The sequence below is a fragment of the Cyanobacterium sp. uoEpiScrs1 genome, assembly GCF_947331815.1.
GTDB lineage: Bacteria > Cyanobacteriota > Cyanobacteriia > Cyanobacteriales > Microcystaceae > Rippkaea.
The window spans coordinates 898744-913023 of the sequence record NZ_OX373462.1; the positions used below are offsets into that span (position 1 = coordinate 898744).

Below are 14280 nucleotides of genomic sequence, written 5' to 3' on the forward strand. Positions count from 1 at the left end.
AAAATATTCTAGAAGCTCATTTTTATCTTATATTTTAAAAATTTTTTATGAACTCTATTTGTTTTGAGATAGACATTTTTTTAAATTGATCTAATTGCTAGCTTTTTTACTTGTTTATAGATGTACACAAAAATTATATTTAAATAGTTAATTGTATAGGAGTAAAATAACTTAATACTCCTACAATCAATTTTTTAAAAAAGCATCATAACATTATTTCTTGCATAATAAAGTTGGTAACAAGTTAATCTCCCTTAATAAGTTATTGGCTTCATTTATGTATACAATATTTATCTTTAGAGAAATATTTTTTTTGTACAAATAAACTATTTTTAAGATTATATTGACTATATATAAGTACTTAATAGTATGTCTGTTTTTACTATCTGAGTACAAAAATAATACTCAGCGCTATTTCTAGAGAACAGCTCAACATAATTTAATTCAAGTTGTATAAGCTATTTAAGTAGAAAACTTAACTTTTTGTATCTGATTTTTCTAGCAAATATTCCTCAATAAAATTAGTGTATACCTCACCAGTCAAAAAAGCAGAAGTTTCCAAAATTTGTTGATGGAAATTAATAGTAGTAGGAACTCCTGTGATTGCACATTCTCTTAAAGCACGTTTCATCCGCTTAATAGCCCTTTCTCTATCAGGAGCCCAGACAATTAATTTTCCGATCAAAGAATCATAATAGGGAGGGATTTCGTAATCTGTATAGACATGAGAGTCCATTCTTACTCCCGGACCTCCAGGGGGAAGATATGCACTAATTTTACCTGGATGGGGACGGAAATTATACTGGGGATCCTCAGCATTGATACGACATTCGATTGCATGACCTTGAAATTTGATTTGATTTTGGGAAAAGCTGAGTTTTTCGCCTTGAGCAATACGAATTTGCTCAGAAATTAAATCTAATCCAGAGATCATTTCTGTCACAGGATGTTCTACCTGAATACGGGTGTTCATTTCCATAAAGTAAAAGTTTCCCTGCCTATCCACTAAAAATTCTACTGTTCCTGCCCCCACATAATTAATGCATTTAGCTGCTTTAATAGCTATTTTCCCCATTTTTGCGCGTAATTGGGGATTTAAAAAAGAACTAGGAGCTTCTTCAAGTAATTTTTGATGACGACGCTGGATAGAACAATCTCTTTCTCCTAAGTGAACTACATTGCCATAACTATCAGCCAGAATTTGAAATTCAATATGACGAGGTTGTTCAATAAACTTTTCGATGTAAACTCCTCCATTCCCAAATGCAGCCTCAGCTTCTCCTTGAGCTCCCTGAAAAGCACGAGGAAATTCTTTATCTTCCTGAACCAAGCGCATTCCTCGTCCTCCACCTCCAGCAGTGGCTTTAATGATGACGGGATAACCAATATCACGAGCAACTGCTAAAGCTTCTTGTTCCGTGTCAATTACACCCCAACTTCCAGGGATTGTAGGCACTCCTGCTTTTTGCATCGTTTTCTTCGCGGTAGACTTATCTCCCATTGATCGGATAGCTTCAGGACTTGGTCCAATAAATGTAATTTTATGATCTGCACAAATTTCAGCAAACTTAGCATTCTCCGCTAAAAAACCATATCCTGGATGAATGGCAGTGGCATTGCGTGTAAGGGCGGCAGCAATAATGTTAGGGATATTGAGATAGCTTTTATTACTCGATGGTGGACCTATACAAACACTCTCATCAGCAAGTTGTACATGAAGTGCCTGGCGGTCTATCGTCGAGTGAACAGCAACCGTAGCGATTCCTAGTTCCTCACAACTATGTAAAATTCGTAAGGCGATTTCTCCGCGATTTGCAATTAAGATTTTAGGAAGTTGCATTGTTGAACCGGTGTATAAACATAAAACAGTCGTACTTAGTAGAATATCGGGTTTTGTACGTTAATTTCACTTAACTATACAACTAGCCAATATATATCGCGTATTATATCCTTGCTCAATTGAAACTTTTTAGCCATTATTAAAGTTAGACTAAAAAAGTTGTTAACTCTTAAAATGGAGATATCGTCTTTTTTATCTTATTTCTATTGAAACTAAGAATCTATTCAATATATCTTGGCTAATTATCAAAATAATAAAATAACCATTAATTGAGGTTAATAAGCGATTATAGATGATTAAGCCTAAATTTCTTAAAAAACGAACGAAATATTTTGAGTTAGTACTCTAGTCTTTTTTCCATAATCAGAGTATCAATGCTGATATTGTTTGCTAATAGACTAACTATACTGTTACATATTGTACTTTATCTGAAACACACGCCTGACTGATCCATAAATGCTAAAAATACAGATAGTGTTGGAACTTTTGGAACAACTAAAAATTTTCTTGAGAAGATACTACATAGTTCTTTAATGTAATTAAAGTCAATCCTAAAGTGAAAGTATAGATATAGTTTCAAGATACGTTACTATCAAAATCAAGGATTATGTAGGTTATAAAAATAGTTTACATAACCAATGTCTGAAAGATATAAACGATAGCCTTGATTCAAGAATTGATTGTAAATTGTGATATTGTTAATTTTTTTCTAAAATAATTGATAATACAATATAGAGTTAAAAGTAATCGGGAGTAGAAAATAGACGTTTTTTATCCTAGCTCTTTTCTTCTAATCAAAAGTGTACTTTGCCTCAATACTTAGATAATTTTTATGAATCTAGATAACCAACTAGAAATTCTCGCCAATGACGCCCCTGGACATGGCGTACCTATAGAGATTATGGAACAAGCAATTAATCCAGTGCTTAAGTTCTTTGCTAGTCAACAGAAAAAAACAGACTATTTTGTTTTACACACGAGTGACCGTCATTGGATAGTTACAACCTTAAATAGCCGCAAATACCCCCAAATAACAAAGCGAGTTGTCTATGGTTTTGTTAGCCATCAGGATGCCTGTGATTTTCAACATACTGTAGACCCCAATGGTATTAATTCCCCTATTGATGTTATTTCCTTACCGATAACTCATCTTTTTTTCCAAATGTTTGCTATTTGTCAAGTTGATAGTATTATCCTTATGGATAAACCAAATGATAAAACACAAGGGGTTGAAATAGAGCGAAAAAATATAGATAACATGATAAAAAAGCAACTACAACAGGTAGCATCCAATATTTCTTTAAGTTCTCATAGAACGATAGTTGATTGGGCATAATTAATGCTAACTATGTCTTTAGTTTATTAACAGAAAACTATTTAATTATCTTAAGCTTGTCCTATTTATTTTCATAGTAATACTTTTATCTTAGCTTTAGTAAAAGTACTTGCAACTTATACTGTCGTAATTATCACAGCTAATTTAGAATAACAGTGATTTATATGGTCAATCAACTTTAAGCTAGTGTTGGACGAGACGAAACTGGCAGATAATAACCATTTAAAATTCCCTAATATATGGATATTAAGTCAAAGTTGTCGTTTTTATCGTTCTGTTCACTGCCATAATGGGTTTAGAAGCTTATCTTTCTTTCTCCTGCCCATAAGTCCTCTGTCTTGGTTCGTTTTGTTTACTCCAGTTTAGATTAGACAGACTTTGATCGTCTATCTAATCAGATGCTTCAATTTCCTTTGTGTTTCTGCCTAGAAGCCTTTATAAAACAGAACCAGGAACAGTAAGGCGAAAGGCGCACTAGACTCTTTATTCTTGTCCCTCTCCACTTTTTTTCTCTCTCCATGCCTCTGTCCCGTCTGTTATTTCTGATGATTGGTTTGAGTATAATTCTCGGATTGATTATATGGTTAATTAATTCGATTTATCGTCTTTATATTCAAGTCTCTTTTACAGTTCCTATTTTAGGAAATCTATTGATTTTCTTGATTATTTGTCTCCTGAGCTTGTTAATCTATGCTTTTGTTTATTTCTTCAACCGGACTTTCTCTGGTAAATTCTTTTCTACTCGTCGTCAAGAGAGATCTCGTACTAAACTACCTAAACAAAAAACTGAAGCAGCACAGGAAACTCTTAAGGCAGTACGTTACCAAGTTCAACAGATTCAAGACAAAGTCACTCAAAAAGCTCTATTAAATCGTTCTCATCAAATTGAAACTAGTTTAGCCCAAGGTGATTTACAAGTTGTAGTTTTTGGTACGGGATCAGCGGGAAAAACTTCTTTAGTCAATGCCTTAATTGGGGAAATAGTTGGCAATGTAGAAGCAACTTTCGGAACGACCAAAATGGGGGAAACCTATTCTTTTCAGTTGTCGGGAGTTCTGAGAAAGATTTTAATAACAGATACTCCAGGAATTTTGGAAGTAGGAGTAGAGGGGAGTGAACGGGAACAGTTAGCACGAAAATTAGCGACAGAAGCAGATCTATTATTATTTGTGGTGGATAATGATTTACGTCAATCGGAATATGATCCTCTACAGACTTTAGTAAACATTGGTAAGAGGTCGTTATTAATCCTGAATAAAATTGATCTTTATCCTAAAGAAGAACTGATACTGCTAATACAAAGGTTGCAACAAAGAGTTAAGGGGTTGATTTCTTCTTCAGATATTATTGCAGTCGCTGCTAAGCCTCAATCATTCTCACTAGAAACTAAAGAAATCATTACGCCAGAACCAGAAATCATTCCCTTAATTAAACGTCTTGCTGCGGTTTTGAGGGCGGAAGGGGAAGATTTAATCGCTGATAATATTTTACTGCGATCTCAACGCTTGGGGGAGGAAGCAAGAGATATAATAGACCGTCAAAGAAAACAACAAGCAGATAAGATTATAGATCGTTATAGATGGATTGGTGCAGGGGTCATTTCTGTTACTCCTTTACCTGTAGTAGATATGTTAGCAATGGCAGCTGTTAATGCTCAAATGATAATTGAAATTGGACAAATTTATGGCTGTGAATTAAATAATGAGCGCGGAAAGGAATTAGCTTTATCTTTAGGAAAAACTTTAGTAAGTTTAGGAATAGTGAAAGGAGCTTTAGATTTGTTAAGTAAAGCCCTGCAATTAAGTATAGCTACTTATTTAGTTGGAAAAGCGATTCAGGGAGTAACTGCGGCTTATCTAACCTATATTGCTGGGAAAAGTTTTATCGAATATTTCCGTCAGAACCAAGACTGGGGCGATGGAGGAATTATCGAGGTTGTACAGCATCAATTTGAACTGAGTCGTAAGGATAAATTTATTAAAAAATTTGTTACTGATGCTATTGTTAAAGTGGTAGAGCCCTTAACAGCAACTTGGGAAAAAGAAGAAGAAAAATGTAGTATAGAATCTATAGAACAAGAAGCTATCTTAGAGGAGGAGGATTGGTAATTTATGCCATCAATGGATTTAGCGACTTAAACCGATTTATTCTGTTAAATATTAATCAATTAATTAAACAAATTTTCTTTGAAGAGAAGTTCGTGTAGGTAAAAGCCTAAGAATATAATCCTTTATTGAATTTATTGTCTATAGTCATTTTCTTAAAGCACTACTTAGTAGGTTTAAAATGTAATTGAATTAGATATATACTGAATTAATTATAATTATTAAGATAAACCAAGAAACTATTGAGAACAAAAAATTAGGAAAATATTATTTAATTATGCTAAAAGTTATGTCTAAGACAAAGTCACAGCTTATTCAATAGACTATATCTTGTAGATTGACCTCGAATTAAAATATATCTAAACAGGTACGTTTGTAAATTGAGGCAGTCTTACTATTGACTTATTTTGTTAAAAAATTTTTATCGTTTAGATACTTCTTTGGTTTATCTCAATAATTCTAATATATAACAAGTTGAGCCTTCTATCTCTGACGTTTCCAAGAAGATAGTTTTTCTATAGTTGATTTTAGGAAAAAATTATAGAAATTAAACAAAGAGTGAAATAGATATATCATAGTACTTGTGTTCGTTAAACTAAGAGGTAAAAATCTTACCGCTGATTTATAGTTATTTCTGTTTACGTCAAAATCTATGGAATCTTTAACCCCTGCCCAACAAGAACTATTTGACTGGCTCGTTGAGTACATCGACAAAACCCAGCATGCACCTTCCATTCGTCAAATGATGCATGCCATGCACCTGCGGTCACCAGCTCCTATTCAGAGTCGTCTGGAAAGACTACGAAATAAAGGTTATATCGATTGGATAGAAGGCAAAGCTCGTACCATTCGTATTTTACGTCCTAAACCTAAGGGGATCAGTATTTTGGGTGCTATCACGGCTGGTACGTTAGTTGAACTCTACATCGATGATCAAACTAAATTAGATTTATCTGAAATCACTGAACAGAAAAATTACTATGGGTTGCGAATTGTAGGAGATAGCATGATTGAAGATTTAATAACTGAAGGCGACCTAGCTATTATGAGATCTTTGTCTAGAGATGAATATCCCCAAGATGGCGAAATTGTAGCTGCTATTGTTCAGGGTCATGGAACAACTTTAAAACGATTTTATCAAAATGGTGAAAAAATATTACTTAAACCATCCAATTCTCAATATAAATCAATGGAGCTTAAGACTTCTGAAGTAGAAATTCAAGGAGTTTTGGTAGGGGTTTGGCGTGCTTACTCATAATTTGTTCTAATCACGAGTAAGCTGAAGAATCGAAGACAGACGACTTATCAGCCTAATCAATTGCTTTGCTATTCAGAGCTTACTATGTTTTCTTTATCTAAGGAATAAAATTTAATTATTTTTTTGTTATTTATTGCATTTATATATCTGATAACTTCACCTCAAATAAAGACAAAGTACAACAGCAATAAATAAGGGAAAGTATTAAATACTAATATACCTGAAATTAGGTTAATGTAAATAAAAAATAATTTACATATAATATATTTAAGAACTAATAGTAATTATTTAGTGTAATTTCATTATACAGATCTGGTTTTATGGTAGCGATAACAGAAAGAATAAAGTAATATTTTGGGTTAAATAAGTTAGAGGTGAATAAATTTTTCATTAAAGAGTAAGGAATGAGCAAACTTGATTATCTCGAAACTAAACAGAAAAATATGAATTTTATTTAACGAAACTAATGCTTGATCTAACCTATTAATATATAGTTATTTATTTCTATCTAATTATTTATAATTCGCGAATTTAGGACAAAGACTTCATGTAGACAAAATAGCTAGTTTTGATTTTAAATAAACTTAATTAAATTAGTTATCTGTATGACGACAATTACTGGAATAAACAATATAATATATCAAGGCTATTAATCTTTTAGTTAGTAAAAATTTACTCCAATAGTTTAGGGTGGTTAATAAGCAAAGGAAAATATATTCTATCAGTTAAAATTAAACCATATACTTTCTTGTGATGATTAATACATACGAAATTCTGTTAAGCCAATACTTAACTATAAATCTATATGAAATTTATATTGTCTATTCTAATTAAATCAGAATACTATTTCGACTATCTAAATAGGTATTATAAATAGTAGTCCAATAAACTAGATAAATGAAAATATTATTAATTTTTATAGATTAAATGACCCCTAAAGAAAAAATTACTTTAGGGGTCATTTAATCTATAAAAATTTAGATAGTACTACTGTAAAACTCATGTAACTAATCTCCACTCACTTGGAGAAGTTTAATATTAAATATGCACTATTTTTGATAAAGACTGTCATATTTGATCTCTAAAAAAATTCACATCATTAGTAATTATTGACAAGTATACCGTTGATAATTGTAACCATTAACTTTAGGAAACTTTTGTTGATCAACAATGCATTGTTCTAGATCAATAGGAGCTTTGAAATTAACTGCCCATACCTCAAGAGGATGGGGAATTTTACTAATTTCTTGTTTTAAATTTTCTGTTGCTTCAGGGGATTCCGATTGTTCTTGGTGAACCAATAAAAATAAAGTATCTTGGAGCTGTGAACGTCGTTGTAATTCTAGAGCAATTCCCATAGTTTCTCCTGTTTGTACTAAGCTTCTATGGGTTGTCGTAATTAAAACCGGACTAGAAGCTGTATCTTTAATGATTGATATCAAGCGATCAGGAAGATAATATTTTTGATATCCTAAATTAACTAATACAGTAACTGATCCTAAAAATCCCATAAACCAAACAGTATAAACAGCAAATTTTCCGTTGCAATTTAGTTTACTATAGATTTTCATTAATAAATGAGCAGGATTTAACGATATTCGGTATTTTTCTTCGATTATTGAATTATCAATATTAGGTTTACTCCAAAGTATCGCAAGACTCACAGCAACTAAAACTATGACAGCTGGAAAATAAACAAAACTGTATCGTGCACCACGAGTAATATCTAATCCTAGAAAATAGGTAATCCCTAAAAAAAGAGAGATTGCACTAATAATAAATATTATCAACCCCTTTATTGGAAAAAAATAGTCCGAATATTCTAATCCTTTTTTAATTCCTTTGTGTACATAGGGAATTAACCAAATAAAAAATAATAATAAGATTAAACCAGACAAGATGACAATACCTAAAATAGAAGATTCAACAGGCAGTAAAGATATCATGGGAACCCAAACTGCTAATAGTTGAAATGGAGGACTAATCATATATAAAATATGTTCAACTGGATGAATCCAGGTAATCATGCCATTACCGTATCCCTTAGGGATAATAATTGCTATCCAAGTTACCCCAGCTGAAATTGCCCCTACTAAAACCCACATAATACGGATTAAATTTCGTGATACAAAAGACAAATTATTTTTTCGTTGTTGATGACAACAATAAATTAAAAATATTATTGTAATCCCTTCTGAAAGTAAAGTTAGTCCAAAAAAATAATGGACTGATAAGCCAAGTCCATTGATAAATATCCAGACAATAATTAACCATAATGGTATCAATCTATTTTTGTATATACTGTTAATTGAAACCATAAAACAGATTAAAGAAGCAATTACAAAAAGAATTGCCAACGTATAATGACGAGCTTCTTGTGCGAGAAAGATTCCATAGGGAGAAACTGCCATTAAAGCTGCACTAATATGTCCCACCCGTTGAGAACGAAAGGTGATTTTTCCCAAAAAATAAATCGCTGGAATCGATAAAATTCCTAATAAAGCAGAAGGTGATCGCATCACCCAAACATTTACGTATTCTCCTAATGGGATAAATAGTTTTACCCATAAATGTACTAATACAAAATATAGAGGAGGATGATTATCTTCTTGTAAGAGTAATGAAATAACATCTCTAATGCTTGCATCAGGGTTAAATCTTAGGGGTTGTAATAAAGTACCAATAGAAATCACCTGATTGAGAGGAACTGAGGTGAAATCATTCCCCAAACTAAACACCATCGTAGCAAATTCATCTGTCCAAGGAGGTTTAGTCGTTAATTTAGTAAACCTGAGAATACCCCCAATAACTATCCATAACCCTAATAATAGCCAGTTTATCAATTTCGGTAACTGATTAACCCAACGTTGAGAAAATTGCATTTTTAACATGGACTACTTCACAAGCAACTTCTCATAAAATAACTCATCTTGTCATTTATGGAAAAAATTGGAGAGTATTATGAGAGCTTAAGTTAATGATTCACAAAGAAAACAAATTAGACAAACCGATCTTGCTAATCGTACACATTATTGTTGTTACACTATAGTGCATTTTTTATTTTTTAATATTAATTGAATATTTTTTAAAGGTAAAATCTTAAGTAATTAATGGTAATTTTTTTTGATGTATATATTTCAATAATTAAAGATTTAATATCTTTTAAAGTGTTAAAATATCCTCATTAGGAATAAACTGATTGCCAGCTAACATAAGTAGTTATGTTTAGTATAGTTGTGTCCCCTTAATCTTACCTAGTTTTTAAGAGTCTTATTTGATTAGAAAGGAAACCTGAGATTACAGCAGCTTGTAACTCATATTTCGTAGACGGATAATATGTTGTTTAAATTAACATTTAAGGTAAAAAACTATATTAGTAGGTTTTTGTAACAAGTAATCACTAACTTGCTGAATAATACCAATACTTTTATTTTTATCAATCAAAGCTTCTACAAAAATAGAAGACTAATTATATGATTTTACGGAAGCTTTGATTCTATACGAATTTTTCGTTACTGAAATAACGGGCTTTTTACCTGATATTCAAAATAATACATCGATATAAACACATCCAGATAATTATTGTTGATATCGATATATTATCTAGCAACTTGACCCAGCTATTTTTTAAAGTTATGTTCAGCTTAGTGATAGCTATCTAAGTATTTTGCTCATCAAATAGGTTTGAACCAAAAATCTCATCACTTCAGATAAACTAAACGTGTAATTTTTAACTTTTTAAGCAAAGAATTGTTATCCTAGACGTAACAATTTGTAATATTCTTTTAATAAAGGTACTGACTATGGTTGTATTTACGTTAACCCAACCATCAACCCAAGATACTGAAACTCTTAAGAAGGTTTGGCAAACTTTGCACAGAGAAAGCTGCCCTTACAATTATAATTTTCACATGCATACTACCCACTCCGATGGACGATTAAAACCTCAAGTTTTAATTGAACAAGCAGTGGCTCTCGGCCTTAAAGGGATAGCAATTACTGACCATCACTCTATTAGTGGTTACCAAATTGCGCAGAACTGGATTAATAAAACTCGCCTACACTATCCTCATATACCTCTACCTCATCTTTGGACTGGAATTGAGATTACTGCTAATCTCCTTAATACTGAAATTCATATTTTAGGCTATGGTTTTGCTCCACAACATAGTTTGATGGAGCCTTATCTTCAAGGAACCCATCCCGAATACTTTTGTAGTTCAGCTCATCAAGTTATAAATGCTGTCCATCAGGCTGGTGGTTTAGCTGTCCTAGCTCATCCTATTCGTTACAATTGCTCTGTAGATGAGCTGATACATGCTTGTACCGATTTAGGTATTGATGGAGTAGAGGCTTTTTATGCCTATGGCAATCCAAAACCTTGGACAACTAGTCCGAAACAAACAGAACAAATATTAGCTTTAAGTCAAATATATGGGTTATTTAACACCTGTGGAACTGATACTCACGGTTTAAGTTTACTTCGACGGATCTAGTTTAAGACTGACAGATGATTAAGAAGAGACTTTCACGCCTAATTTGAGACTTACATATTGTTAATAACAACTATTCTTTTTTTAATCTTTTCCAATTTAAAGTATGGTTTATTTTGTCCCAATGCCAGCGCAGTAAGTGAGCAGGCTGCCCTTTAGAAATTCCAGGCAGCCTAATGGCTTTTCTCGGAGATTCTGTTACCAAAGAAATAGCAGTTTCTATCTCACAGATTCCCCATTTTACTAGATTACCCAATCCAGAAAATAAGGGCAAAGTTGTTCCCGACAATGTTCCATTCATTAAACTTGCCGTTCCCTGTTTAACTTCAATTTGTCGCTCATCCCAAAGATAAATTCCATCTCCTAGTCCAATGGGAGATAAAGCATCACTAACTAAAAAAACTCCCTGGTCATAATGGCTTGATTTTAGTAATATTTCTATCATAGTTGGACAGACATGTCGGCCATCAGCAATTAATCCACAATAAACATTTTTATTAATTATCGCTTCTCCTAGTAATCCTGAGTTACGATGATGCAATGAAGGCATAGCATTGTAAGCATGTGTTACCATTGACGCTCCCAATTCAAAAGCTTTTTTTGCTTCTTTGTCTGTAGCTTGAGAATGTCCTAAACTAACAGTAATGCCTTGAGATTTTAAATAAGGAATTACTTTATAGGTTGAGTCTAATTCGGGAGCTAAAGTTATTATCTTAACGCGATGAACATAATCTCCCAAAATCAACTTAACCGCTTCTATACTAGGAGTTAATAGATATTCTTCACGATGTGCACCCTTTTTTTGTGGGTTTAAAAATGGTCCTTCTAAGTGAACTCCTAATACTTTTGCTGTCTCTTCTGATTTAATGCTTTGCTGACTTATAAATTTATCAACTATTGAAAGTGTTTTATGAATATTTTTAACTGATGTTGTTATAATTGTTGGACAAAAACCATCAACTCCTTCTTGCCATAGAAAGTTGCAGATTCTTTGTAATATAGGCAAATCTTTTTCTTCTATTTCAGAAAAAGCCAATCCTAGCGCCCCATTGATTTGTAAGTCTATACCTCCTAATGATAAATTATCTTCTTTTAAATCCAAGATTGTTCTATGCTGGATAGATTCAAGACTTGTTTTCATCGGTAATATATTTTCAATAATACCTTGAGAGTTAATATAAACTTGTTGACTGTCTTGATAGCCAGATATTTTTGCATTAATGATAATAATATCTTTGAGCATTGTTTTATTGTGAATAATTTTTTGTAAATTGCATTTTACTTATCTATTTATAATTTTAAGTCTACCAAGAATTTAAGCTTGATCAATAAATTCATTATTACTAATACTAAGTCTCTGTGTCTAGATAATTTTTCATTGTTAGAATTAACTTGTCGAATACACCTAATCAACTATTATGACTAACTCTTTCCCTCTTATAGGAATAATTATGGGAAGTGATTCTGATTTACCAATCATGAAAAGTGCAATTACCGTTTGTCAAAACTTTGGTGTATCTTATGAAGTTAAGATCTTGTCTGCTCATCGTACACCGAAAGTTATGACGGACTATGCTCAGACTGCGTGCGAACGGGGAATAAAAGTGATTATTGCAGGGGCAGGAGGAGCAGCTCACTTACCAGGAATGGTGGCTTCTTTAACTTCCTTGCCTGTTATTGGCGTTCCCATTGCGACTCGTCATTTACAGGGAGTAGATTCTCTTTATTCCATTGTGCAAATGCCTAGAGGTATTCCCGTTGCTACTGTCGCTATTGGAAATGCTGAAAACGCTGGACTACTCGCAATTCAAATTATAGCATCTTATGATCTTAAATTGTTGAAACTAGTCCAAGAGTATCGACACAATATGACACAAATAGTGATTGATAAACAAAAAAAACTTAACCAGTTAGGCTATGAAAACTATTTAAAAAAAATGGAACAGAAGTCATAATAAGTAAAAAACACTATCAATAGAAACTTACAATGATTCGTATATTACTAAGTCTATTCAGTATTCTCCTACTATGGATTGGGACTGTTCCCAGAGCCTTAGCGCAAGAAATCCCCATTCTAATTACTCAAGAGCAATTAGAATGGGGAGAAAAAATCGCTAAAAAAGCTGTTGAAGCAACGCAGAAAAGAGATTTTACCCAGGCAGAAATCTATTGGACTCAACTAATTGAAAAATTCCCCAAAGATCCAATATTATGGAGTCATAGGGGCAATGTTCGTGTCAATCAGAATAAATTAGATAAAGCTATCATAGACTTTAATAGGGCTATTGAATTAGCTCCTAATGAGTCTGCTCCTTACCTTAATCGAGGAATAGTTCTGGAAAAACAGGGAAAATATTACGAGGCAATTGAAAATTACAATCGAGTCTTAGAAATTACTCCCAATAATGCTATTGCTTACAATAGTCTTGGTAATGTTCAAGGAGGTTTAGGAAACTGGGAACAAGCATTACAAAACTATCAAGCAGCTGTCAATGTTGATCCAGATTTTACTTTCGCAACAGCAAATGTTGCTTTGGCACTGTACCAGTTGGGAAACAAAAAAGAAGCCGTAAACCAAATGAAAGACATTATACGAAAGTATCCTATGTTTCCTGATGCACGGGCAGCATTAACAGCAATTTTATGGGAGTTAGGAAAGCAAGGGGAAGCTGAGAGTAATTGGGTAGCAACAGTAGGAATGGATAACCGTTATCAAGATTTGGATTGGGTAACAAAAGTTCGTCGTTGGCCACCGAGGATGATAACGGCTTTGGATAGATTTTTAAATCTAAAGTAAAGTGGTACTAACATTATTAATACTATATTGTTTTTTGTTTAAACTATGTCACTAAATAAAGCAAGAAGTCTCAATACTAATACTAAAATTAAGACTGTAAGTCTTAAGACAATTTAGCTAAATTATCTTAAAGTGTCTGTTCCTTGCTGCATATTGCCTTAATTACTGATTAATTGAACAACTGATACAAAATAATTTATCTTAATCAAGAGCAGTATGTTTGTTAGAAGGACATTTAGTGTATTCATTAATATCAATACCAATATATTTAATTTTCAAAAATTAAACATATTGGTATTGGCTAATTTTTGTATGATTACTCCTTGAGATTAATTTTTATCTATAGGTTAAATTGGAAAATATTACCTTCTTTATAAAATTTTCAAGGTTGTAATTTATTTATTTGTTAGATAATTGCGGTTTTTAAAAAATTTTTGTCAGTCTAAATAGC

At 32.5% G+C, this 14280-nt stretch carries 9 protein-coding genes; 6 read left to right on the plus strand and 3 right to left on the minus strand.

All coding sequences use genetic code 11. From position 1 onward, the window contains the following. Positions 1–475: 475 nt before the first annotated feature. Positions 476–1840, minus strand: coding sequence for an acetyl-CoA carboxylase biotin carboxylase subunit (accC, locus tag OXU93_RS03145; RefSeq protein WP_267384430.1), 1365 nt, complete (start codon positions 1838–1840; stop codon positions 476–478). 832 nt (positions 1841–2672) lie between these two features. Between accC and OXU93_RS03150 the strand changes: the two genes are divergently transcribed. From OXU93_RS03150 to lexA, 3 genes are all read left to right on the plus strand, one after another. Beyond that, a complete protein-coding gene (locus OXU93_RS03150) occupies positions 2673–3176 on the plus strand; it encodes a hypothetical protein (RefSeq protein ID WP_267384431.1) in 504 nt (167 codons plus the stop codon). A gap of 518 nt (positions 3177–3694) precedes the next feature. Beyond that, positions 3695–5284 (plus strand): YcjF family protein, encoded by a 1590-nt coding sequence (locus tag OXU93_RS03155; RefSeq protein ID WP_267384432.1) that lies wholly within the window; start codon positions 3695–3697, stop codon positions 5282–5284. A 649-nt stretch (positions 5285–5933) separates the two neighbouring features. Further along, positions 5934–6539, plus strand: coding sequence for a transcriptional repressor LexA (lexA, locus tag OXU93_RS03160; protein WP_267384434.1), 606 nt, complete (start codon positions 5934–5936; stop codon positions 6537–6539). Positions 6540–7645: 1106 nt separating this feature from the next. Here lexA and OXU93_RS03165 read toward each other — a convergent pair. Further along, positions 7646–9430, minus strand: coding sequence for a glycosyltransferase family 39 protein (locus OXU93_RS03165; protein WP_267384435.1), 1785 nt, complete (start codon positions 9428–9430; stop codon positions 7646–7648). Between the two features lie 912 nt (positions 9431–10342). Between OXU93_RS03165 and OXU93_RS03170 the strand changes: the two genes are divergently transcribed. Continuing rightward, positions 10343–11035 (plus strand): PHP domain-containing protein, encoded by a 693-nt coding sequence (locus OXU93_RS03170; protein WP_267384436.1) that lies wholly within the window; start codon positions 10343–10345, stop codon positions 11033–11035. Between the two features lie 70 nt (positions 11036–11105). On the opposite strand, the gene nagA is transcribed toward OXU93_RS03170, so the two are convergent. Beyond that, the gene (gene nagA / locus OXU93_RS03175; protein WP_267384437.1) at positions 11106–12275 is read right to left on the minus strand and encodes an N-acetylglucosamine-6-phosphate deacetylase; all 1170 of its coding nucleotides are present in this window, start codon (positions 12273–12275) and stop codon (positions 11106–11108) included. A gap of 175 nt (positions 12276–12450) precedes the next feature. Here nagA and purE point away from each other — a divergent pair, with 175 nt between their 5' ends. Together purE and OXU93_RS03185 are read left to right on the plus strand one after the other, a co-directional pair. Beyond that, positions 12451–12987, plus strand: a complete 537-nt coding sequence (gene purE / locus OXU93_RS03180) for a 5-(carboxyamino)imidazole ribonucleotide mutase (RefSeq protein WP_267384438.1) — start codon at positions 12451–12453, stop codon at positions 12985–12987. Between the two features lie 32 nt (positions 12988–13019). After that, entirely contained in the window at positions 13020–13829 is an 810-nt protein-coding gene (locus tag OXU93_RS03185) for a tetratricopeptide repeat protein (protein ID WP_267384439.1), read from the plus strand. Positions 13830–14280 lie beyond the last annotated feature (451 nt).

Coding starts and splice junctions, on each gene's coding strand:
- OXU93_RS03155 (WP_267384432.1), top strand. CDS start 3,695: ATGCCTCTGTCCCGTCTGTTATTTCTGATGATTGGTTTGAGTATAATT.
- nagA (WP_267384437.1), bottom strand. CDS start 12,275: ATGCTCAAAGATATTATTATCATTAATGCAAAAATATCTGGCTATCAA.
- OXU93_RS03170 (WP_267384436.1), top strand. CDS start 10,343: ATGGTTGTATTTACGTTAACCCAACCATCAACCCAAGATACTGAAACT.
- OXU93_RS03185 (WP_267384439.1), top strand. CDS start 13,020: ATGATTCGTATATTACTAAGTCTATTCAGTATTCTCCTACTATGGATT.
- accC (WP_267384430.1), bottom strand. CDS start 1,840: ATGCAACTTCCTAAAATCTTAATTGCAAATCGCGGAGAAATCGCCTTA.
- OXU93_RS03150 (WP_267384431.1), top strand. CDS start 2,673: ATGAATCTAGATAACCAACTAGAAATTCTCGCCAATGACGCCCCTGGA.
- lexA (WP_267384434.1), top strand. CDS start 5,934: ATGGAATCTTTAACCCCTGCCCAACAAGAACTATTTGACTGGCTCGTT.
- OXU93_RS03165 (WP_267384435.1), bottom strand. CDS start 9,430: ATGTTAAAAATGCAATTTTCTCAACGTTGGGTTAATCAGTTACCGAAA.
- purE (WP_267384438.1), top strand. CDS start 12,451: ATGACTAACTCTTTCCCTCTTATAGGAATAATTATGGGAAGTGATTCT.